The 20,988-nt window shown below is 58.7% G+C and carries 21 protein-coding genes; 10 read left to right on the top strand and 11 right to left on the bottom strand.

The genetic code is table 11. The features are described 5' to 3' along the window. Positions 1–3: 3 nt before the first annotated feature. The 9 genes from LA304_RS11275 to coxB all read right to left on the bottom strand — a co-directional run bounded on the left by LA304_RS11275 (position 4) and on the right by coxB (position 7,550). Complete coding sequence (locus tag LA304_RS11275; RefSeq protein ID WP_224503261.1) at positions 4–594, bottom strand: GNAT family N-acetyltransferase; 591 nt, start codon at positions 592–594, stop codon at positions 4–6. Beyond that, positions 594–1,853 (bottom strand): M16 family metallopeptidase, encoded by a 1,260-nt coding sequence (locus tag LA304_RS11270; protein WP_224503260.1) that lies wholly within the window; start codon positions 1,851–1,853, stop codon positions 594–596. Before LA304_RS11270 ends, LA304_RS11275 begins: the two co-directional genes overlap by 1 nt. Then, complete coding sequence (gene thrC / locus LA304_RS11265; RefSeq protein WP_224503259.1) at positions 1,850–3,232, bottom strand: threonine synthase; 1,383 nt, start codon at positions 3,230–3,232, stop codon at positions 1,850–1,852. Before thrC ends, LA304_RS11270 begins: the two co-directional genes overlap by 4 nt. Before the next feature lie 12 nt (positions 3,233–3,244). Then, on the bottom strand, positions 3,245–3,913 hold the full coding sequence (locus LA304_RS11260; RefSeq protein WP_224503258.1) for an SURF1 family protein: 669 nt from the start codon (positions 3,911–3,913) through the stop codon (positions 3,245–3,247). Positions 3,914–3,990: 77 nt separating this feature from the next. Further along, a complete protein-coding gene (locus LA304_RS11255; protein WP_224503257.1) occupies positions 3,991–4,794 on the bottom strand; it encodes a cytochrome c oxidase subunit 3 in 804 nt (267 codons plus the stop codon). Between the two features lie 37 nt (positions 4,795–4,831). After that, positions 4,832–5,413: a cytochrome c oxidase assembly protein gene (locus tag LA304_RS11250; protein WP_224503256.1), complete on the bottom strand. Its 582-nt coding sequence runs from the start codon at positions 5,411–5,413 to the stop codon at positions 4,832–4,834. Continuing rightward, positions 5,413–5,574, bottom strand: a complete 162-nt coding sequence (locus LA304_RS11245; protein ID WP_224503255.1) for a hypothetical protein — start codon at positions 5,572–5,574, stop codon at positions 5,413–5,415. The genes LA304_RS11250 and LA304_RS11245 overlap by 1 nt, the downstream gene beginning before the upstream one ends. A 1-nt stretch (position 5,575) precedes the next feature. Then, complete coding sequence (cyoE, locus tag LA304_RS11240; RefSeq protein ID WP_224503254.1) at positions 5,576–6,514, bottom strand: heme o synthase; 939 nt, start codon at positions 6,512–6,514, stop codon at positions 5,576–5,578. 118 nt (positions 6,515–6,632) lie between these two features. Further along, entirely contained in the window at positions 6,633–7,550 is a 918-nt protein-coding gene (gene coxB, locus LA304_RS11235; protein ID WP_224503253.1) for a cytochrome c oxidase subunit II, read from the bottom strand. Positions 7,551–7,724: 174 nt separating this feature from the next. Here coxB and tldD point away from each other — a divergent pair, with 174 nt between their 5' ends. From tldD to topA, 3 genes are all read left to right on the top strand, one after another. After that, complete coding sequence (gene tldD / locus LA304_RS11230; protein WP_224503252.1) at positions 7,725–9,146, top strand: metalloprotease TldD; 1,422 nt, start codon at positions 7,725–7,727, stop codon at positions 9,144–9,146. Between the two features lie 128 nt (positions 9,147–9,274). After that, positions 9,275–10,423, top strand: a complete 1,149-nt coding sequence (gene dprA, locus LA304_RS11225; RefSeq protein WP_396022186.1) for a DNA-processing protein DprA — start codon at positions 9,275–9,277, stop codon at positions 10,421–10,423. 179 nt (positions 10,424–10,602) lie between these two features. Continuing rightward, positions 10,603–13,236, top strand: coding sequence for a type I DNA topoisomerase (gene topA / locus LA304_RS11220; protein WP_224503250.1), 2,634 nt, complete (start codon positions 10,603–10,605; stop codon positions 13,234–13,236). A 43-nt stretch (positions 13,237–13,279) separates the two neighbouring features. Here topA and LA304_RS11215 read toward each other — a convergent pair whose 3' ends face one another. Both LA304_RS11215 and LA304_RS11210 read right to left on the bottom strand, forming a co-directional pair. After that, the gene (locus LA304_RS11215) at positions 13,280–13,792 is read right to left on the bottom strand and encodes a helix-turn-helix transcriptional regulator (RefSeq protein ID WP_224503249.1); all 513 of its coding nucleotides are present in this window, start codon (positions 13,790–13,792) and stop codon (positions 13,280–13,282) included. Between the two features lie 37 nt (positions 13,793–13,829). Further along, positions 13,830–14,288: a hypothetical protein gene (locus LA304_RS11210; RefSeq protein WP_224503248.1), complete on the bottom strand. Its 459-nt coding sequence runs from the start codon at positions 14,286–14,288 to the stop codon at positions 13,830–13,832. Between the two features lie 273 nt (positions 14,289–14,561). Here LA304_RS11210 and LA304_RS11205 point away from each other — a divergent pair, with 273 nt between their 5' ends. The 7 genes from LA304_RS11205 to LA304_RS11175 all read left to right on the top strand — a co-directional run bounded on the left by LA304_RS11205 (position 14,562) and on the right by LA304_RS11175 (position 20,979). Continuing rightward, positions 14,562–15,266 carry a CoA transferase subunit A gene (locus LA304_RS11205; RefSeq protein WP_224503247.1) on the top strand — a complete coding sequence of 235 codons (705 nt, stop codon included), beginning with the start codon at positions 14,562–14,564 and terminating at the stop codon, positions 15,264–15,266. 11 nt (positions 15,267–15,277) lie between these two features. Beyond that, positions 15,278–16,318: a GSCFA domain-containing protein gene (locus LA304_RS11200; RefSeq protein WP_224503246.1), complete on the top strand. Its 1,041-nt coding sequence runs from the start codon at positions 15,278–15,280 to the stop codon at positions 16,316–16,318. After that, positions 16,315–17,124 carry a hypothetical protein gene (locus LA304_RS11195; RefSeq protein WP_224503245.1) on the top strand — a complete coding sequence of 270 codons (810 nt, stop codon included), beginning with the start codon at positions 16,315–16,317 and terminating at the stop codon, positions 17,122–17,124. Before LA304_RS11200 ends, LA304_RS11195 begins: the two co-directional genes overlap by 4 nt. Positions 17,125–17,139: 15 nt before the next feature. Further along, positions 17,140–17,784: a 3-oxoacid CoA-transferase subunit B gene (locus LA304_RS11190; RefSeq protein ID WP_224503244.1), complete on the top strand. Its 645-nt coding sequence runs from the start codon at positions 17,140–17,142 to the stop codon at positions 17,782–17,784. A 157-nt stretch (positions 17,785–17,941) separates the two neighbouring features. After that, positions 17,942–18,946, top strand: coding sequence for a lysylphosphatidylglycerol synthase transmembrane domain-containing protein (locus LA304_RS11185; protein ID WP_224503243.1), 1,005 nt, complete (start codon positions 17,942–17,944; stop codon positions 18,944–18,946). Continuing rightward, the gene (locus LA304_RS11180) at positions 18,933–20,249 is read left to right on the top strand and encodes an FAD-binding protein (protein WP_224503242.1); all 1,317 of its coding nucleotides are present in this window, start codon (positions 18,933–18,935) and stop codon (positions 20,247–20,249) included. Before LA304_RS11185 ends, LA304_RS11180 begins: the two co-directional genes overlap by 14 nt. After that, positions 20,242–20,979, top strand: coding sequence for an SDR family oxidoreductase (locus tag LA304_RS11175; RefSeq protein ID WP_224503241.1), 738 nt, complete (start codon positions 20,242–20,244; stop codon positions 20,977–20,979). The genes LA304_RS11180 and LA304_RS11175 overlap by 8 nt, the downstream gene beginning before the upstream one ends. The last annotated feature ends 9 nt before the right edge of the window (positions 20,980–20,988 follow it).

Genomic DNA, 20,988 nt, shown 5'->3' with positions numbered 1-20,988 from the left:
GGGTCACACCAGACCGACGTTTGTCTGTCCCCTGCGATCATTGCGCAGCGCCGAGTAGAGCACATGATTGCGCCAGCGACCGTTGATTTGGAGATAGGCTTGCGCGACGCCCTCGTATTTGAAACCGGCCTTCTCAAGTGCACCGCGCGAGGCGGCGTTCTCTTGCAAACAGGCGGCTTCGATGCGGCTCAAGTTCAGCTTCATAAACGCGTGATGCACCATGCCTGCGATGGCTTCCTTCATGTAGCCTTGCCGCGCATAGGGCGCGCCGATCCAGTATCCGATCGTGCCCGCCTGTGCCGCGCCGCGTCGCACGTTGTCGAGTGTCAGCGCCCCCAAAAGCGCATCATCCTCGCGACGGAACAGGAACACCGGCATCCCGCTATCGTTTTTGTAGGTGCGTTCGGACCAAATCACGCGGTTCGTAAAACTCTTGCGCGTCAGGTGATCTTCCGACCACGTCGGTTCCCACGGTTGGAGGAAGTCACGGCTTTGAGACCGAAGCGCCACCCAAGCCCGGTAATCCGAATGCTGGGGCAACCTTAGCACCAGTCTTTCGGTATCAATCCGGACCTTGGCACGGCGCTTGATCATCAGGCGGCGAACCTTTCACGCAGACGGTCGAGTTCCGGTGCTGCTTTCACAGGACCATAGAGCGCCATCGACGCGCGACCAGTTCCGGTTGCTACAAGGAAGTCGCGCACCTCGGACAGCGTTACAGCGTCAATACGTTGGACGGTCTCTTCGAGCGGCGGAATCCGCCCCCAAATGCCGATCATGCGCGCATTGCGCTCCGCACGCGACGACGGGCTCTCAAGCCCCATCAGCAACCCGGCCTTGATCTGAGCACGGGCGCGGTCGACCTCTTGGGCACTCATTTCTTCGGCGGCGCGCTTCATTTCGTCAATGGTCACTTCTGCAAGCTCACCGATCTGATCACCGGAGGTGCCCGCGTAGATCGTCGTCAGGCCGGTGTCGGAATAGGCGCCGGACTGGGAGTAGATCGTGTAGCAAAGGCCCCGTTTCTCGCGCAGTTCCTGAAACAAGCGCGAGGACATACCACCGCCAAGAGCCGTAGTCGCCGTTTGCGCGACGTAGATATCCTCGTCGCGATACCCCGGCCCCTCAAACGCGAGCGTGAAATGCGCCTGTTCGAGTTTCTTCACCTTGCGATATTCGCCCCCCTCAAACCGCGCGGGGTCCGCATAGTCGCGGCCGTGGGGCTTCAGGTCACCGAAAATCTTCTCTGCATCAGCCACAATGCGGTCGTGATCAATGTTGCCAGCGGCGGACAAGATCATGCGCTCGGGTGAGTAGTGTTCATCAACAAACCCTGCGAGGTCATCCCGGGAAAACGCGCGGACCCGCTCCGCAGGGCCGAGGATCGTGCGCCCGAGAGCTTGTTTCGGGAAAGTCGCTTCCTGCAGCCAGTCAAAGATCACATCATCCGGCGTATCGAGCGCCTGACCAATCTCAGACAGGATCACCCCGCGCTCGACCTCAAGCTCATGCGGATCGAAGATCGGATTAAGAACGATATCTCCGATCACATCGAGCGCCAGCGGCACGTCGTCTTTCAGGACACGCGCGTAATAGGCTGTCGTCTCACGAGTCGTATATGCGTTCAGATACCCGCCAACATTCTCGAGCACTTCGGCGATTTCGAGCGGCGTGCGGCGATGCGTGCCTTTGAACGCCATATGTTCGAGAAAGTGCGCGATCCCGTTTTGCTCGATGCGCTCATGGCGTCCACCTGCCATCACCCATACCCCGATCGACGCGCTCTGCATCGACGGCTGCAATTCCGTGACGATCCGGAAACCATTGGACAGGGTGTGAAAACGAGGACTCACGCAAGGCGCTCCTTGATCAGGGTCTTGAGACCTTCGAGGTCGTTCGGCACAACTGTGAAACGCTCATCGCGGTCAAACAGATCTGCCATATGCGGCGGCAGCGCCGGATGCACGCCACAGGCCGCTTCGACAGCCGCAGGGAATTTCGCCGGATGGGCCGTCGATAGCGAGATCATCGGCACGTCGGAAAGATGTTCCTCTGCGACTTTGACTGCCACAGCTGTATGCGGGCACATGACTTCGTTCGTGCGGGCATACATGTCGGTGATCGTCGCGCTGGTCTCATCTTCCGAAGCGCGGCCGGACTCGAACGTCTCACGAAGACGATCCATCGCGCCTTGGGAGATCGAGAAAGAACCGGATTTGAACTCGTCCATCAGCTGCGCAATTGCTCTGCCTTCACGGTCATAGACGTCGAACAACGCGCGCTCGAAGTTGGAGCTCACCTGAATATCCATAGACGGGGAAATCGACGGCACAACACCCTCTTTGGTGCAGGCGCCGGTTTCCATCGTGCGGTGCAGGATGTCGTTCTGGTTCGTCGCGATGACGAGTGTCTCGATCGGGAGGCCCATACGCTTTGCGATGTAGCCCGCGAAGATATCGCCGAAGTTGCCGGTCGGCACGGTGAAGGACACCTTGCGATGCGGCGCACCAAGGGACACAGCGGAGGTGAAGTAATATACCACCTGCGCCAGAACACGCGCCCAGTTGATGGAGTTCACAGCCGCGAGTTTGACATGATCGCGGAAGTCGATATCCGCGAACATCTCTTTGAGCGCCGCCTGACAATCATCGAAATCGCCTTCGACGGCGAGTGCGTGCACGTTGCTCTCGGGCGGCGTCGTCATCTGGCGGCGCTGAACGTCGGACACACGGCCGTGCGGGAACAGAATGAACACGTCTACGTTCGAAAGCCCTTTAAAGGCCTCGATGGCAGCAGAACCCGTATCACCGGAGGTCGCACCCACGATGGTGACATGCTTGCCAGATCGGGACAGAGCGGCTTGGAAAAGCTGGCCGATGAGCTGCATCGCGAAGTCTTTGAACGCGAGCGTTGGACCGTGGAACAGTTCCAGAAGGAAGTGGTTCGGCCCGAGCTGCACCAAAGGCGCACGCGCATCGTGTTTGAAGCCCGCATAGGCGCGCGCGATGATCCCTTTGAATTCCTCATCCGTGAAGGTGTCGCCGATGAACGGCTTCATCACCGCAAACGCCGCGTCTTCGTAGGACATACCTGCGAGGGCCGCGATGTCTTCGGCACTCATCGCCGGGATGGTTTCAGGCACATAAAGCCCGCCATCGGACGCAAGACCGGTCAGCATGGCCTCTTCGAAATTCAATACCGGCGCTTGGCCGCGGGTCGAGATATAGCGCATTGTCTCTGCTCTTTAGACTGTTCGGGTTCTGATACGCCAGAGAAGGAAAAGAGTCATCCCAAACCAGACGATACAGAGTGAAAACCATGTGATTGCGTATTCAAGGTGATCGTTCGGAATACCCTCGACGCCGACAGGCATTGGGTCAATCCCCTCCCCCGTGCTTTCGCGGGCGACGATCAGGACTGGCTCGGCCTCGAGCGCCTCCGCCATCGCAGGCAAATCCCGACCGAACCAAATGTTCCGCCCCAAATCTGGCGCTGGCGTCGAGCTGTTCATATCGTCGGGCCAGTGCAGGTTGCCAACGACTGCGACCTGACCGGTCGGGCGCGCCTCATCCTTTGCCTCATCCGGCACAAACCCACGATCAAGAAGGATACGACGCCCGTCACTCGTCTCAAGCGGCGCAATGATCCGATACCCTGCCCCGACCTGTTTGCGGGACACAAGGACATGCAACTCTTCCGGTGCGATGACACCTTCCGCCCTCACAGGCATGTACTTCATCGACTCGTCGATCACGGCAGGAAGCGCAACAGGATCGGCGCCGATCTCGGCTTCGATCTCCGCGAGCACACCCTCTTTCCAAGAGAGACGCTGCAACTGCCACGTTCCGAGTATGATCAGGATCGCGCAACCGACCAAGCCGATCACAATGGGAAAGATCATCCGTTTCAACATAGCCACTCCAATGCAAAAGGGCGCGAAAACCGCGCCCTTCTATCAGGTCTTTTTCGTGATCTAAATACTCTAAAGGCTTACATGCCCCAGATGTACACGGCCATGAAAAGGAAGAGCCAGACAACGTCCACGAAGTGCCAGTACCACGCAGCGGCTTCGAAACCGATGTGATCTTCCGGCGTGAAGTCACCTTTCATCGCGCGCACGAGACAGACGGTCAGGAAGATCGTCCCGATGATCACGTGCATGCCGTGGAAACCGGTCGCCATGAAGAAGGAGCCGTAGAAGAAGTCGCCACCGAAGGTGTAGCCCTCATGCACAACGAGTTCGAAGTATTCGTAGGCCTGGAACACGGTGAACAGAGCGCCGAGTCCAATACCGATAGCGAGACCTGCCACGAGGTCTTTGCGGATGTTGCCATGGACGAGTGCGTGGTGCGCCCAAGTCACAGCAGCACCGGAACACAGCAGGATCAGGGTGTTGATCAGCGGCAGGTGGAAGGCGTCAATCGCGTGAATGTTCGGCTGAACGTATTCGGTGCCGGCATATTCGTACATCGGGTAGAGCGTGTTCTTGAAGAACGCCCAGAACCATGCGGCAAAGAACATGACTTCGGACATGATGAACATGATGAAGCCGTAGCGCAGGCCGATGCGCACAACCGGCGTGTGATCGCCCGCTTTGTTTTCTTTGATGGTGTCGGACCACCAGCTCCACATCACATAGAGCACACCGACGAGACCGATCAGGAAGATGAACGGGTTGCCGTTTGCCATCCAGAGCACAGCGCCAAACAGCATGATGAAGGCACCAAGCGCAGCCAGCGGCGGCCACGGCGACGGCGGCAGGATGTGATAGTCGTGGTTCTTTTCGTGCGCCATTATGCGTCCCTCTCCCTTTAAGAGAACCCGTTCGGGCTTAGTTCAGACTTGTCTGCTCCGAGGTGCCATCGTCAAGCGCGGCATAATCTTCGGGCAATTCGGTTTCATGGAATGTGTAGGACAGGGTAATACGATGTACGTATTTGGAATCCCGGTCCGTGGTGATTTCGGGGTCGACATAGAACGTCACCGGCATGAGCACGCGCTCTCCAGGTTCGAGAACCTGCTCGGTGAAACAGAAACAGTCGATCTTGGTAAAGAAGCCGCCCGCCTCGAACGGGGCCACGTTATAAGACGCAGTCCCTGCGATGGTGCGGTCGGTCGGGTTGTAGGCCTCGTAGAAAGCAAGGCCCGTTTCACCAATACGGATCTCCATCGTGTTTTCGACAGCTTTGAAGACCCAAGGCATGTTCGGGTCCGTGTTCGCGTCGAAACGGATTTTGATCGTCTCGTCGAGAATGGTGTCAGACGCAGCAACGGCGACGCTCGTCGTTCCACCGAATCCGGTCACACGGCAGAACCAGCTATAGAACGGCACCGACGCCCACGCCAATGCGCCCATGACGGTGACAACACCGACAAGCTGAAGCACTGTTTTCTTGGGGCCGGTGATCGCCATTACTGAGACACCTCCTGCGTCATGCGGGACGGATCAAGCACGGTCACTTTCACAACCGTCAGGCCGATCATCAGCACAACGAAGATGCCGAGCACAACACCAAGGCCGACATTGCGGGAACGGCGGCGTTCGTGCACTTCGTGAAGTTTCGTAATCGCCATCTTAGAACGGGCCTCCGAAGCCAGCTGCGAAGAGGGCTTTGTCAGCCATCAGCGCGAGGAAGTGCAGGAAGGTGTAGGCAAGCGACAGTTTGAAGAATGCGCGCTCGGCCTTGTAGCCATCGGCCTCAGCCTGTTCCTCATCACGGCGCCACAGAACGATCGCGCCCTTCACGAAGAGCAGGTTCATGACGACAGCTACGACGAGGTAGGTCCAACCTGCCAGCGGCGTTGCGAACATTGCGGCCGCGAACCCAGCCAGAAGGATGGTGTAGGCGAGGATGTGGTTGCGCGTGGATCGCTTGCCATGCGTGACCGTAAGCATCGGCACTTTCGCTTTGTCGTAGTCAGCGTTCATGAAGAGCGCCAGCGACCAGAAGTGCGGCGGGGTCCACATGAAGATGAGCATGAACATCAGCACGGACGACAGCGTGATGTCACCGGTCACAGCCGCCCAGCCGATCATCGGAGGGAAGGCACCGGATGCGCCGCCGATCACGATGTTTTGCGGCGTCGCGCGCTTGAGCCACATGGTGTAGACGACCGCGTAGAAGAAGATCGTGAACGCCAACAGGGCCGCCGCAACCCAGTTGGTCGCGAGATAGAGCATGATGACCGCGAACACGGAAAGCGTCAGGCCAATGCCGAGCGCTTCCTCGCGGGTCACTTTCCCGGCGGGGATCGGGCGCGACTTGGTGCGCTTCATCACGACGTCAATGTCGCTGTCATACCACATGTTCAGCGCGCCGGATGCGCCGCCACCGATGGCAATGCAGAGGATCGCGAAGAACCCGAGGAACGGGTGAATGCCGATCGGAGCAACGATCAAACCGGCGAAAGCGGTGAAGACCACAAGGGACATCACGCGCGGCTTGAGCAGCGCGAAATAGTCACCAAAGCCGGCTTCACGGCTGTCATCGAGTATAATGGTCGCGTCTGTCATCGCGTCATTCACCTGAGCTTTTGCCCCGTCTTGGCGTTTTCGCCATTTGGTCAGGGGCCTTTCGTGCGTGGGTCGTTAATGGGGTGGGGCAGATCAACCCGCCCTCACCACAAAGTCGTTACTCAGCAGATGCGAGTTTGACGTACGGCGTTGCCATGTCGTTTGCGGCGTAGAGTTCTTTCGCCTCGACCAGCCATGCGTCGTATTCCTCTTGGGTCACGACCTGAACGGTGATCGGCATGTAGGCGTGGTCTTTACCGCAAAGCTCGGAACACTGACCGAAGAAGGTGCCGGTTTTCTCAGCTTTGAACCACAGTTCAGCGACACGGCCCGGAACAGCATCCTGTTTCACGCCAAAGGCCGGGATGGTCCAGCTGTGGATCACGTCTGCGCCGGTCACGCCCATCACGATGGTTTTACCAACAGGTACGACAACTTTGGTGTCGGTTGCGAGCAAGAACTGATCCGGAGTGTAACCTGCGTCGATCAGCATCTGGTCAACTTCTGCAGAGCGCATGTATTCGCCGCCGGTTGCCGGCTGACCGATCATGTAGCTGTCGAATGCGATGCCTTCGTCAACATACTCGTAGCCCCAGAACCACTGGTAGCCGGTCACTTTGATGTAGATGTCACCTTCAGGGATCTCTTGCTGTTTGAAGAGCACCGGAAGGGAGAAGGCGCCGATGACCACGAGGATCAGGATCGGAACGAGGGTCCAAGCGACCTCAATTGGGGTGTTGTGCGTGAAGGTCGCCGGCGTTTTGTTCGCTTTCGCGTTGTAGCGGACGATGACCCAGAGGATCAGCGCGCTCACGAAAGCAACGATCACGGTGATGATCACGAGCAGCATGTGGTCGAGGCCTTGAAGGTCGCGTGCCAGTTCGGTTGCCGGAGCTTGGAAACCCATTTTGCCCGGCTCGGGCGCACCGAGCAACTCGCCCGCTTGTTGCGCCACAGCCTGGCCAGCGCCGAGAACGGCCATCGATGTTGCGGTGAGAATGGTCGCGAGAGCGGACCCGAGGGGTTTTGTGCGCATTGTCTCTTCCCTTATGCAATCGGGCCGGTAGCCCAGCTGCAGCCCCAGTTAGACCGGGTGCATTTTCGTTTGAGTCTTCCCTATCAAAAACCATATTAGGCGTGACGGGACAAGAATTCCGCGCCGGTTTGACCGGATTTTTTGATTTAGATCAAGTCCAGAAGGAGAAAATCTATGGCTTCGGGACGTTTTGACCCATTTACTTCTGAAATCGAGCTCGAAACAGCGCTCTCGATTTTGCGAGAAACGGTTGCAGGCGCAGAAGATGGCGAACTTTTCCTCGAACGCCGCGTTTCCGAGGGCCTGGTCCTCGACGATGGTCGTATCCGGAACGCCTCCTACGATGCCTCCGAGGGATTCGGCCTGCGGGCTGTGAAAGGAGAGACGGCGGGATATGCGCATTCCACCGAAATTTCCGAGAGCGCGATTCGTCGTGCGGCCGAGACGGCACGTCTCGCGGTAGGTGACGGAGGCGGCACTCTTGCCCCTGCCCCACGCCCGACGAATTCCCGTCTCTACACAGACAAAAATCCGCTCGAAAGCGCCGCGTTCGACGTCAAACTCGAAACTCTGAACGAGATCGACGCCTATGTGCGCGACCTCGACCCACGTGTCGTTCAGGTGTCTGCGTCCCTCGCCGCGTCACATCAGGAAGTCTACATTCTTCGACCAGAGGGAGATCTCGTCTCAGACATCCGCCCGATGGCGCGGCTGAACATCTCTGTCATCGTCGATCAGAACGGCCGTCGCGAAGGTGGCACCTCCGGCGGTGGCGGTCGCTATGGCTTGACCGGATTGATTGATCCCACGCATTGGAAACCCGTCGCCCGCGAAGCGCTCCGTATCGCGACTGTGAACCTCGAGGCCGTGCCCGCGCCGGCAGGCGTGATGGATGTGGCGCTCGGGCCGGGGTGGCCCGGCGTGCTGCTGCACGAAGCGGTCGGGCACGGTCTAGAAGGAGACTTCAACCGCAAGAAAACCTCCGCATTCGCCGGCCTCATGGGGGAGCGCGTCGCAGCAAAAGGCGTGACGATTCTTGATGACGGCACCATTCCCGATCGCCGCGGCTCAATCTCTGTGGATGACGAAGGCACCCCGTCAGAGAAAACGGTGCTCATCGAAGACGGCATTCTGGTCGGGTACATGCAGGACCGACAAAACGCGCGCCTGATGGGAGTAACGCCGACCGGAAACGGTCGCCGCGAAAGCTATGCCCACCCGCCGATGCCGCGCATGACGAACACCTATATGCTCGGCGGAGACCTCGCGCCCGACGAAATCCTGTCTGGAATGGACGATGGCATTTATGCGGTCGGCTTCTCCGGCGGTCAGGTCGATATCACAAACGGCAAATTCGTCTTTAACTGCACTGAGGCCTATCGCGTCGAAAAAGGGCAAATCAAAGAGCCTGTCAAAGGCGCGACCCTGATCGGCGACGGCGCGACCGCAATGCAGCACGTGCGCGCCGTCGGGAACGACATGGCGCTCGATACTGGTGTCGGCAACTGCGGCAAGGGGGGGCAATGGGTGCCTGTGGGCGTCGGTCAACCGACCTTGCTCATCGGCGGGCTGACGGTGGGTGGCTCTGCGGCCTAACCGCTGTGAACGGAATTTTGGTCATTTCGGCACATAATGAAGATACCGAAAAGAATCCGTATTCCGGTAACGCCTAGTTAACCATTTTGGGGGAAAGTGAAGGGGCAAGAGACGGAGAGAGTTGGCCTTTGGAGTTCATCCCTCCCCACCACCCCCTCACCCCACCCCACACGGAGGAAGATCGGGCCAATTGGCTCCGGCTCTTGCGCTCCCGTCGCGTTGGGGTCGCCACATTCTATAGGTTGATGCGGGAGCACGGCAGCGCCGCAGATGCACTTCGCGCGCTTCCCGAAGTCGCTCAGAACGCTGGAGTCAAAGATTACCAAATCTGTCCGAAAGGTGTGATCGATGCCGAGTTGCGTGCAGGTCGCAAGATGGGTGCGCGCCTCCTGCTAAACGGTGATCCGGATTACCCCGCGCTCCTGTCTCTTCTGGATGACGCCCCGCCCGCAATCTGGATCAAGGGAGACGCCTCTCTTCTGGAGCATCCGATGCTCGCGATCGTGGGCGCCCGCAACGTATCTTCCATAGGGACACGATTTACACGAACACTCGCGCGTGACTTGGGAACGGAAGGGTTCGTGATCACCTCCGGGCTGGCACGCGGCATCGATACGGCAGCGCATCAGGCGTCGCTTGAAACCGGAACACTCGCGGTCGTCGCTGGCGGCTTGGATCAGATTTATCCTGCGGAAAATAAGGCGCTCTATCATGAGATCGCGGAGAAAGGCCTTCTCCTATCTGAACAGCCCTTTGGCATGAAACCAATCGCGCGTCACTTCCCGATGCGAAATAGAATCGTCTCGGGCCTGTCCCGCGCCACCATCGTTGTCGAGGCGGCGGCACGATCAGGGTCGCTTCTGACGGCAGGAAATGCGCTCGATCAGGGGCGTGAGGTCATGGCCGTTCCAGGCCATCCATTCGACGGGCGCACGGCCGGATGCAATCTCCTGCTTCGTGACGGGGCGACACTCGTGCGCAGCGCACGGGACGTGATCGACACTTTGGCCGCTGCCTCACCGATTGCACGGACAGCCATCGAGACACCGGACGAGGCAATCATCGTCCCCGAACCCAAAGCAGAATCTCTCGGCTTGAAAGACCACTCCGCGCTTCATTCGGAAATTCTTGCCCGCCTTTCCGGTGCCCCCGTTGCCGAGGACGAGCTCATTCGCGACATCGGTCTGCCGTCGGATCGCATCGGGTCAGAAATCCTGACGCTCGAACTCGAGGGAAAGATCAGCCGCAAACCGGGCGGCTTGATCGCGCTCTGCTAAGTCCTACATGCCGGCTGTATCCGAACCGCGCGGGGCGGGCCTCCCGCAAAAGTGACGGTGTTCGTCCGCGCTCGGGCTGCGTCCAAAAGACAATATTCCCGAGTATGCATTGACATTCTGCCACTCCTCGGACCATTTTCCGCCGCCATAGGCCCCAAAATTAATCCCAAGGACTGTCCATGCCCGTTGTCGTTGTCGAATCTCCTGCCAAGGCCAAAACGATCAACAAGTATCTCGGGAAGGATTACACAGTTCTCGCGTCTTATGGTCACGTCCGTGATTTGCCGCCCAAAGACGGCTCTGTGGATACGGAACACGACTTCGAGATGACATGGGAAGTCGGGGCAGACTCGCGTAAACACGTCAAAGCCATCGCCGATGCGCTCAAAGACGATGACGAACTGATTCTCGCAACCGACCCTGATCGCGAAGGTGAAGCGATTTCTTGGCACCTCCAAGAGGCTCTGACGAAACGTCGCGCCATCAAGAAGTCGACGGCCGTGTCCCGCGTGACATTCAACGCAATTACGAAACCGGCCATCCTTGAGGCGATGCAGCATCCGCGTCAGGTGGATGTGCCGCTCGTGGATGCCTACCTCGCACGCCGCGCGCTCGACTATCTCGTGGGCTTCAACCTCTCGCCGGTTCTCTGGCGCAAGCTGCCCGGCGCCCGTTCTGCCGGTCGCGTGCAGTCCGTGTGTCTCCGTCTGATCGTCGAACGTGAGCAAGAGATCGAGGCCTTCAATCCGCAAGAATACTGGTCGGTCAAAGCCCTGCTTGAAACACCGCGGGGCCAGAATTTCGAAGCCCGCCTAACGCAGCTCTCTGGCAAGAAGCTCGACAAATTCGATCTCAAAGACCGGATGTCGGCTGAGATGGCCGTACAAGCCGTCAGTTCCCGCGCGCTCAAAGTTGCAACGGTCGAGGCGAAGCCCGGTTCCCGCAATCCGTCCGCGCCATTCATGACGTCGACCCTCCAACAGGAAGCGAGCCGCAAATTCGGCATGGGCGCCCGTCAGGCGATGAATGCCGCGCAGCGTCTCTATGAGGCAGGTCTGATCACCTACATGCGTACCGACGGTATCGATATGGCGCCCGAAGCCGTGGCGCAGGCTCGCGATGCGATCAAGGATCGCTATGGCGACAAATACGTTCCGGCCAGCCCGCGCATCTACAAGAACAAAGCAAAGAACGCCCAAGAGGCCCACGAATGTATCCGTCCGACGGATATGTTCAACGCCCCGGACAAGCTCAACCTCACCGACGCGGATCAGCGCAAGCTTTATGACCTGATCTGGAAGCGGACCATTGCCTCCCAAATGGAAGGCGCAAAGATGGAGCGCACGACGGTCGATATCACGTCGGACGATGGCGAGGTCGTTTTGCGTGCGACTGGTCAGGTCGTCGTGTTCGATGGTTTCATGGCCGTCTACACCGAGGGCCGCGACGATGTGGAAGAGGACGACGAAGGCCGTCTGCCGCAAATCAGCGAAGGCGAAGCGCTCAAGAAGGTCGCCGGCGGACTGACCGCTCAGGCCGCTGAGAAAGAGGCCGCGCTGGGTGGCGACGGGGCTGTGCTCGGTCTTCAACACCACACCAACCCGCCGCCGCGCTACACCGAAGCAACGCTCGTGAAGCGCATGGAAGAACTCGGCATTGGCCGTCCGTCCACCTATGCCTCTGTGCTCACCACGATTGTGGACCGTGAGTACGTGCGCAAGGAACAGAACCGCCTAATCCCTGAGGACAAAGGACGGATCGTGACGATCTTCCTGATGAACTTCTTCCGCAAATATGTCGGCTACGAGTTCACCGCGAACCTCGAAGAGGAACTTGACGAGATTTCCGCAGGCGATCTGAACTACAAAGAGGTGCTCGCGAAGTTCTGGCGTGATTTCCACGCTGCCATCGCAGAGACCTCCGAGCTTCGTATTTCCGAGGTGCTCGACAAACTCGACGAAGCCCTCGCCCCGACGCTGTATCCGCCGCGCGAAGATGGCTCCGATCCGCGTATTTGTCCGAAATGCGGCGTTGGTCAACTCCATCTCAAAACTTCGCGCACCGGCGGCTTTGTCGGCTGTGGCAATTATCCCGAATGCACCTACACACGCCCGATTGCCGGCGAAGGTGCTGATGGTGACGAGCGTTTGCTCGGCGAAGATAGCGGCGACGAAATCTGGCTCAAGGCCGGTCGATTTGGCCCCTATGTCCAACGCGGCGAACCGACACCGGAGAACAAAAAGCCGCCTCGCGCTTCTCTGCCGAAGGGCTGGTCGAAAGACGACATGGATCTTGAGAAGGCGCTCACGCTCCTGAGCCTCCCGCGCCAAATCGGGGAGCATCCGGAGGGAGGTATGATCGCCGCAAACTTCGGTCGCTTTGGTCCCTATCTTATGCACCAGCTGCCGGATGAGGCCAAACCGGTCTATGCGAACCTGAAAGACCCGAACGATGTGTTCGAATGCGGCATGAACCGCGCCGTCGAACTGATCACGGAAAAGCGCAACAACCCGGGTCGTGGTCGATCTGCTGCCGCCAAACCGCTCAAAGAGCTCGGCGAGCATCCGGACAGCGGCGGCGCGGTCAACGTGATGGAGGGTCGCTACGGCCCCTACGTGAAATGGGAAAAGGTCAACGCAACGCTGCCCAAGGACATCAAACCCGAGGACCTGACGATGGAGCAGGCTGTCGAATTGATCGCGGAAAAGGCAGCCAAGAGCGGCAAGAAAAAAGCGCCGGCCAAGAAGAAGGCGGCTCCTAAAAAGAAAGCCCCTGCCAAGAAGCCAGCGGCAAAAAAGAAGTCTGAAGAATAAGAAAAGGCGCCCACGGGCGCCTTTTTGCTTTGAGGATACACGCTCAGGATGCTTTTAACTCTGGCTCTGACGTGTCTGGGTTTACGAGCAACTCGTCGATCAGGGCGACGACGAGCTGTGTTCGGTTGCTCACCCCCGCCTTTTTGTAAATCGCGTTGTTCTGGGATTTGACGGTCCCGAGGCTCGTCGCGCGAACCTCGGCAATCTCTGCAACCGTGAGCCCCTTGGCCGTGAGCAGCGCGATGTCTTGTTCGGCCTGACTGAGCCCCCAGCGTTCAAACTGCGCCTGAACCATCGCAGAAAATTCCCCCTGCGCCGCGCGCAGGAGGTTTTCGACCTCGGCATTTCGTGAGCGCATTTTCCGGTGGCTTGCCCAAATCAACACCCCGCCAATGACGAAGCCGAAGAGCGTCGCAAGCTCGGTAAACTCATGAACGACCCAGCTTGAGCGATAAAGGCCGACACCGAGAATTTCCCGCATGAGTTCATGACAAAAGGCGAGGGCCGACACGGCGTATGATACGATCCCGATCCGGGTCAAAGTATCAGTGTTCATGTCGCCCTTCCCCCCTTTGGCTCAGATTCAGACTCGCTTAGCGGTCGAAACGGTCACGCCGGTCGTCATCACGATCATCATCACTGTCATCGTCGTGATCATCATCGCTATCGTCGTCGTGATCATCGTCGCTGTCGTCGTCATAATCGTCATCATGATCATCGTCGTCATCATGATCATCGTCGTCATCATGATCATCGTCGTCATCATGATCATCATAAAGATCATCGTATTTATCGTCGTCGTAGTCATCATCAGAGTGCGTTTCCGTGTAATCGCGCAAGATGGTGCCGTTTTTCCCGATCACGATATTCCGCTCACCTGAGGGACCTTCGGCACGGATGATCCGGTTTCCGAAGAGCGATCGGGACAGGTAAATCTCGGTATATCCGTCTTTTGCGAGCATTTCGATGATCGCTTCTTCTGTGACTTGTGCGGTTGCCGGCAACGCCAGGAGGGCGAAAACAGCGGCGGCTTTCAGGCTAGTGAACTTCATCGGTCATCTCCAGTTGCAGTCGAAAAGGGAACTGTTTCAACGCTAAGCCTGAGATGGCCGCACCCGCTATTCGATTTTGGATCAATTCTCGCCGATACATCCAAAGTTATAGAGGCATCCGAGAACATTCTTGTCGTCAAGAAGGGCAATAAACTTCGGAATGCGAACTTATTGTCCATATAGCGGCCACTCGTCACTGCAGTGCAGCAAGTCGTTGACAGGCGTGGCGGGTTTTCGATTAGTAGTGAACAAAGCATTTCGCGGAGGAGAGATATGAAGAAAATTTACGGTTCGGCGAGCGAGGCCCTCGATGGTCTTTTGACGGACGGGATGCTGATCGCAGCGGGCGGTTTTGGCCTGTGCGGGATTCCCGAATTGCTGATCGACGCGATCGTCGAGAGCGGTGTGAAGGACCTCACTGTAGCGTCCAACAACGCGGGCGTGGATGCGTTCGGCCTCGGCAAACTGCTGGAGACGCGCCAGATCAAAAAGATGATGTCGTCTTATGTCGGCGAGAACGCGGAGTTCATGCGTCAGTATCTCTCTGGCGAACTGGAGCTCGAATTCAACCCGCAGGGCACTCTGGCCGAGCGTATGCGCGCGGCGGGTCACGGCATTCCGGGGTTCTACACCAAAACCGGCGTGGGCACCGTGATCGCTGAGGGCAAAGAGCACAAAGAGTTCAACGGCGAGACCTACATCATGGAAGAGGGCATCTTTGCTGACCTCTCCATCGTGAAGGCGTGGAAAGCCGACGAAAGCGGCAATGCGATCTTCCGCAAGACCGCTCGCAACTTCAACCCGCCGGCGGCCATGTGCGGCAAGATCTGCGTGATGGAAGTCGAGGAAATCGTGCCGACTGGCTCGCTCGATCCGGACTGCATTCACCTGCCGGGCATTTACGTGCACCGCCTCATTCAGGGCGAGCACGAGAAACGCATCGAACAGCGCACCACACGCCCGCGCCCTGCAGCGTAAGGACGACGCACTTGGGCACACCCTTCTCTCCTGCCACGCACGAGTGGCAAAGCGCGGTCGCCGAATTGGTGCCAACTGCGCTTGAGGGTTTGTATGTGCGCAAATTTCCGATAACACCTGACACCGCGATTATGACGGCGGGCAGTTGCTTTGCGCAACATGTCCACCGTCATCTCCAGGATCGCGCATGGAATGTGATCGACACAGAAACACCGAGCATCGCTCTGCCACGGGCGGCGCTCAATCGATACGGCTACGGCCTCTTCTCGGCCCGCTATGGCAACATCTACACAGCGCGCCAGATGGTGCAGCTTCTCGAAGAGGCCCTTGGCAGACGCACACCCAGCGAGCCCATTTGGCAGCGAGACGGACGCTTCTTCGACGCTCTGCGCCCGAATGTCGAACCGGAAGGTCTCGGCAGACCGCGTCTCGTGCGCGAGGCACGCGCAGATCATTTGAAGCACGTGTTGCGCGCGGTGCGTAGCACAGATGTTTTTGTCTTCACCTTGGGATTGACCGAAGCATGGGTCCATCGCGACGACGGCACTGTCTACCCGAGTGCTCCGGGCATTCTCGCGGGTGAGCACGATCCTGAGAAGTACGTGTTCTACAACTTCACGATGGCCGAGGTTCAGCAAGATCTCGACGATTTGCGGACGACGCTCCACGAGATCAAACCCGGCATGAAAATTCTGCTGACCGTCTCGCCCGTCCCCCTCACGGCAACGGGATCTGGCACACATGTCCTCTCGGCGACCACCTACTCTAAGTCTGTCCTCCGCGCCGCCGCTGCCGAGGTCGCGGACATGTATAAGGACGTCGACTATTTTCCGTCCTACGAGCTGATCACCGCCCCCTCTGCGAAGGGCACGTTCTACGATGCGAATCTCAGAACGGTTTCAATGTCGGGCGTCGCGGCCGTCATGGACATGTTCCTCTCCGCGCATGAGGCAAGCGATCTACGCGGCACATCACTCCGCTCAGGAGGCGACGACGAGGATGCGCGCGAACTGGTCTGCGAAGAGGCCCTTATCGAGGCGGGGCGCGCATGATGAAGAAACAGCGTATTCTGATCCTCGGAAGCTCACACACAGGCGCATTCCAAGCCGCACGTCACCGGATCGCACAGGCCTTTCCATCTCTGGATGTCCACTATTTCGGCCTACCAGGATCGGCCTACTTTCATGCGACCTTTGAGAATGGCATTTTCCGCGCCCCGGAAAAGCGCCAGCGACAGTTCGACTGGATGGACAGCCGTGAGATTGATGTAAGACAGTTTGACCGCGCCCTGTTCGTTGGCCAACGCTTCGCCTTTGGCTCTGCGATGCGCCTGATCATGAGCTACGACATTCTGGAAGAGGTGACGCGCAGCAAACGTCCTCTCATGTCAGAAGCCGCCATGTCAGGTTTGCTAGAGGCGCTTATCGCCCAGCAGGTTGAGGGGCTGATCACCAAATTCGGACGCGATCCGAGATTTAGCTTTCTGGCTGCCCCCTACCCGCTCGATCGCAGCACCCTGAAGGGGCCCGCTCAGGAGAAGGCCTTGAAAGCCGTCCTGCGCAAAGAGACGGGTGTCACGTGGGGGCTTAAGTACGAAGAGATTATCGCGGCAGAAATGGCAGCAGCGCGCCTCGACTTGGTCCCGCAGCCGCTCGAAACGCGCGAGACCTTCCTGACGACACAAGATCATTTTTCGCGGCAACCTTCGTCGGCCGGAGTGCCGGACGACGAGGTCGACAACCGACACATGAATGCGGACTATGGCTGGCAGGTCTTCTGCGCCTATGCCGAAACGAAATTGGAGATTCGACCTCTGCCAATCGCAGAGGCGGAAGAACATGAGACAGGATTATCCTGATAGGAGGAGAAAGACATGGCCGACGTGAAAAAAGGCTGGGATCGCAACCAAATGGCGGCGCGCGCCGCGCAAGAGCTTGAAGACGGCACCTATGTGAATCTCGGGATCGGCATTCCGACGCTCGTTCCGAACTTCATCCCCGAGGGCGTGACCGTCACGCTGCAATCGGAAAACGGCATGCTCGGCATGGGGCCGTTTCCGTATGAAGGCGACGAAGATCCGGATCTAATCAACGCAGGCAAACAGACGATCACCGAGGTCCCGAACACCGCCTATTTCGACAGCGCAACGTCCTTCGGCATGATCCGTGGCGGCAAGATCGCCATGGCGATCCTCGGCGCAATGGAAGTCGATGAGAAAGGCGATCTGGCGAACTGGATGATCCCCGGCAAACTCGTCAAGGGCATGGGCGGCGCGATGGATCTCGTCGCGGGCGTTGGCCGCGTGGTCGTGGTGATGGATCACACCAATAAACATGGTGAATCCAAGCTCCTAAAAGAGTGCACCCTGCCCCTCACGGGTCAAGGAGTCGTAGACCGCGTGATCACTAACCTCGGTGTGCTTGATGTGGTCGAAGGCGGTCTCAAGATTCTCGAGTGCGCCGACGGTATCACCGAAGACGACATCAAGGCCGCAACCGAGGCGACAATCATCGGTTGATTTCGACACGAATAATCGTCACACAATGCGGCTCTGTCACAGGGCCGCATTGTTGTTTCCGGCTCCTGTGAAACGCGCCATGATGAAACGAATTCATATTGTCGCCGTAGTTGTTTTCTAAAGACTCGTAGAACAGGCCCGCGCCCGAAAGCCGTAGATGACGATGCAACTTGAGCAGACACCCCTACAGACCGTCAAACGCTCCGCGAGCGGGCGTGACCGGTTCGTGCTGCTCGGTCTCTTGGCGCTTGTGATCATCGGCCTGATCGGGGCCGCCGCCGCGACGGGCTGGCAAGAAACGCTCGATCAGATCGCAAAGCTCTCAGCACTTCAGGTCGTCTTGCTTCTTCTTCTTTCGCTCGCGAACTACGGATTGCGCGGGCTGCGCTGGCACCTGTTCTCGGGGCACCTTGGGCTGAAATTGCCCCTACTCACCAACTTTATTCACTTCCTTGGCGGCTTCGCCATGACGGTCACACCGGGACGCGTCGGGGAACTCGTCCGGATGCGCTGGATCGCGCGAGAGACAGGGACGGCATTCGAACGCTCCGCACCCCTCGTTCTCGTGGATCGTGCCTCCGACCTTGCCGCAATGGCGATCCTGATGGGCGCTGCCCTGCTATTGTCCAGCACGGAAATATCGGGCGGATTTCCTGTCGTCATCTTGGCGCTCCTCGCAGCGTTCGTCGCGACCCGTCCTCAACTGCTGGCTTCGGTCGCGAAACTCGGCCATCGCCTGACTGGACGGCTCCCGCGCCTTTTCGCGCGTGTCCGCCGCGCAGCGCGAGCACTCGAACCGTTTTCAAAAGGTGGCGCACTCTTCAAAGGATCGGTTCTGGCTCTCTTCGGATGGCTCGCTGAAGGGGTCGCCTTCTATCTCCTCCTTCATTGGATGGGGGCTGAGACGACGATGAGCACAGCCATCGCGATCTTCCTCTTTTCTACGCTCGCGGGTGGACTCACGGGCGCCCCCGGTGGCGTTGGCGGCGCCGAAGCGGCAATGATCGCGCTTCTCTCGCTCGAAGGCGTGCCTCTCGCCATGTCTGTGCCTGCCACCGCCATCATCCGCCTGACAACCCTCTGGTTCGCGATCCTGATCGGCCTTGCGGTCTTTCCAGTCGCGGAACGTCACTCAAAGAAGGTCCAACATGACCTGGAATAATATTTCCTACTCAGGATGGGGCCGCGCGCAGTCTGCGACCGGCCCTGTTGCACGCCCAGAACGCCAAGCCGCGTTGATCCGGCAGGCGAGTGAAACACTCGCCCCCGCCCATGGCCAACGTCGGTCATACGGTGATGTTGCCTTGCGCGACGGGGCCCATGCTTACGATATGACGCGGCTGGATCGTGTCCTCGCGCTTGATTCTCAGACCGGCATCGTTCATGTCGAGGGAGGTCTTTTGATCGGTGATCTCGCCCGCGCCTGCGCACCGCGGGGTTGGTTGCCGCCGGTGATGCCCGGCACTGGCTATGCGACAATTGGCGGCTGCATCGCCAACGATGTGCATGGCAAGAACCACCATGAGGTCGGAACATTCGGCGCGCATGTCACCGAGATCACTCTGATCCACGCCCGCGGCGAAAAAACGATCACGCCGAAAAGCGGCGCGACATGGAGGGCGACCATCGGGGGCCTCGGGCAAACCGGTATCATCGCGCGGGCGAAAATTCAGCTGATCCCATGCGCCGGTGAAGTGATGCAACTGCGCGAGCGGCGGATAGCGAACTTCAACGCGTTTCTGAGTGCCTTTGACGAGAGCAAAGCGCCATACACAGTGGGTTGGGTCGACGCCACGGCACGTGGCGACGCGCTCGGACGCGGCATCTTTGAGGAGAGCGAAGTCGTGTCGGGTGTCGCAGAACGCGATGACACCTCGAAATCCGTGCCGCTGAATGCCCCCCGCTGGGCGCTTTCCGCCCCGGTCGTGCGCGCGTTCAACACGGCCTATTTCAATCGTGTGCCGGAGAACGGACGCTCTTCGGTCAAGCCGATCTCTAAAGTGCTCTTCCCGCTCGACGCGATCCTCGAGTGGAACAAACTCTACGGCAAACAGGGATTCCACCAATTTCAATGCGTTGTCCCGGCGGAAAACGCAGACGTGCTGCGCGAGATGCTCGACCAGATCGCTGCATCCCGCCTCGCCTCACCCCTCGCCGTGCTCAAAAAGACAGGGGCCGCAGGAACGGGCTACCTGTCGTTTCCCATGGCGGGCTACACACTCGCCGTTGATTTCCCGAACCGACAGGACGCATCTGACCTGATCACGGACCTGATCGACAGGACGCGGCTGGCGGATGGTCGGATCTATTTTGCGAAAGACAGCCTCGCCCGCGCAGATCAGCTTGAGGGAATGTATCCGGATCTGGAGAAGTGGCAGACGGCCACCTCAAAAGTCGACCCGAACGGAGCCCTATCCACCGATCTCGTGAAACGCCTGAAACTTCGGGAGGCTGCAGATGCATAAGACATGGATCATCCTTGGCGCGACGTCTTCAATGTCGCGCGCTATGACACGCAGATTGGCGAAAGAGGGCGCGACGCTTCTCCTCTGCGGCCGCGACATCGTCGATCTGGAAGCCACGGCGGCGGATGCGCGCGCGCGAGGAGCATCGGAGGCAGTGGCACTAAAGTTCGACGCCCGAGATACGGACACCTTTGCGCCGATCATCGAAACAGCACGTGCGCAGGCAGGCGAAATCAATTGCGCCGTTTTCGTTGGGTCCATGCCCGAGCAATCCGCGATTGATGCGGACCCGACCCTCGTTGCAGGTGTCATTCAGGACAGCCACACCGGACCGGCCACGTTCCTGTCCATGCTCGCCCCCCTCATGGAAGAACGCGGAATGGGGACAGTCGTCGGCGTCACCTCTGTCGCGGGCGACAGAGGGCGGATCGGGAACTATGTCTATGGCTCGGCAAAAGCGGGCTTTGCGACCTATCTTTCCGGATTGCGGAACAGACTAACCCGCGCCGGGGGGCATGTGGTCACAGTCAAACCGGGGTTCGTAGACACAGCAATGACGTGGGGGATCGAAGGCATGTTCCTCGTGGCCTCACCGGATGACGTCGCAAAAGACATCCTCAAAGCCGTGGAGAAAAAGCGGAACGTGATCTACACGCCGTTCTTCTGGCGCTACATCATGTTGATCATCCGGCATATTCCGGAAATGGTTTTCAAGAAGATGTCGATCTGAGTATTTGCA

Source organism: Celeribacter litoreus, assembly GCF_020165855.1.
Lineage (GTDB): Bacteria > Pseudomonadota > Alphaproteobacteria > Rhodobacterales > Rhodobacteraceae > Celeribacter > Celeribacter litoreus.
This window is presented reverse-complemented; position numbering and strand designations above follow the sequence as displayed.

What these genes read in the sequence shown, in the direction of transcription:
- LA304_RS11250 (WP_224503256.1), bottom strand. Translation starts at nt 5,413, where the DNA reads ATGGCGATCACCGGCCCCAAGAAAACAGTGCTTCAGCTTGTCGGTGTT.
- topA (WP_224503250.1), top strand. Translation starts at nt 10,603, where the DNA reads ATGCCCGTTGTCGTTGTCGAATCTCCTGCCAAGGCCAAAACGATCAAC.
- LA304_RS11260 (WP_224503258.1), bottom strand. Translation starts at nt 3,913, where the DNA reads ATGTTGAAACGGATGATCTTTCCCATTGTGATCGGCTTGGTCGGTTGC.
- LA304_RS11180 (WP_224503242.1), top strand. Translation starts at nt 18,933, where the DNA reads ATGACCTGGAATAATATTTCCTACTCAGGATGGGGCCGCGCGCAGTCT.
- LA304_RS11255 (WP_224503257.1), bottom strand. Translation starts at nt 4,794, where the DNA reads ATGGCGCACGAAAAGAACCACGACTATCACATCCTGCCGCCGTCGCCG.
- LA304_RS11195 (WP_224503245.1), top strand. Translation starts at nt 16,315, where the DNA reads ATGATGAAGAAACAGCGTATTCTGATCCTCGGAAGCTCACACACAGGC.
- LA304_RS11185 (WP_224503243.1), top strand. Translation starts at nt 17,942, where the DNA reads ATGACGATGCAACTTGAGCAGACACCCCTACAGACCGTCAAACGCTCC.
- LA304_RS11205 (WP_224503247.1), top strand. Translation starts at nt 14,562, where the DNA reads ATGAAGAAAATTTACGGTTCGGCGAGCGAGGCCCTCGATGGTCTTTTG.
- LA304_RS11215 (WP_224503249.1), bottom strand. Translation starts at nt 13,792, where the DNA reads ATGAACACTGATACTTTGACCCGGATCGGGATCGTATCATACGCCGTG.
- cyoE (WP_224503254.1), bottom strand. Translation starts at nt 6,514, where the DNA reads ATGACAGACGCGACCATTATACTCGATGACAGCCGTGAAGCCGGCTTT.
- LA304_RS11190 (WP_224503244.1), top strand. Translation starts at nt 17,140, where the DNA reads ATGGCCGACGTGAAAAAAGGCTGGGATCGCAACCAAATGGCGGCGCGC.
- LA304_RS11245 (WP_224503255.1), bottom strand. Translation starts at nt 5,574, where the DNA reads ATGGCGATTACGAAACTTCACGAAGTGCACGAACGCCGCCGTTCCCGC.
- thrC (WP_224503259.1), bottom strand. Translation starts at nt 3,232, where the DNA reads ATGCGCTATATCTCGACCCGCGGCCAAGCGCCGGTATTGAATTTCGAA.
- LA304_RS11175 (WP_224503241.1), top strand. Translation starts at nt 20,242, where the DNA reads ATGCATAAGACATGGATCATCCTTGGCGCGACGTCTTCAATGTCGCGC.
- coxB (WP_224503253.1), bottom strand. Translation starts at nt 7,550, where the DNA reads ATGCGCACAAAACCCCTCGGGTCCGCTCTCGCGACCATTCTCACCGCA.
- tldD (WP_224503252.1), top strand. Translation starts at nt 7,725, where the DNA reads ATGGCTTCGGGACGTTTTGACCCATTTACTTCTGAAATCGAGCTCGAA.
- LA304_RS11210 (WP_224503248.1), bottom strand. Translation starts at nt 14,288, where the DNA reads ATGAAGTTCACTAGCCTGAAAGCCGCCGCTGTTTTCGCCCTCCTGGCG.
- LA304_RS11275 (WP_224503261.1), bottom strand. Translation starts at nt 594, where the DNA reads ATGATCAAGCGCCGTGCCAAGGTCCGGATTGATACCGAAAGACTGGTG.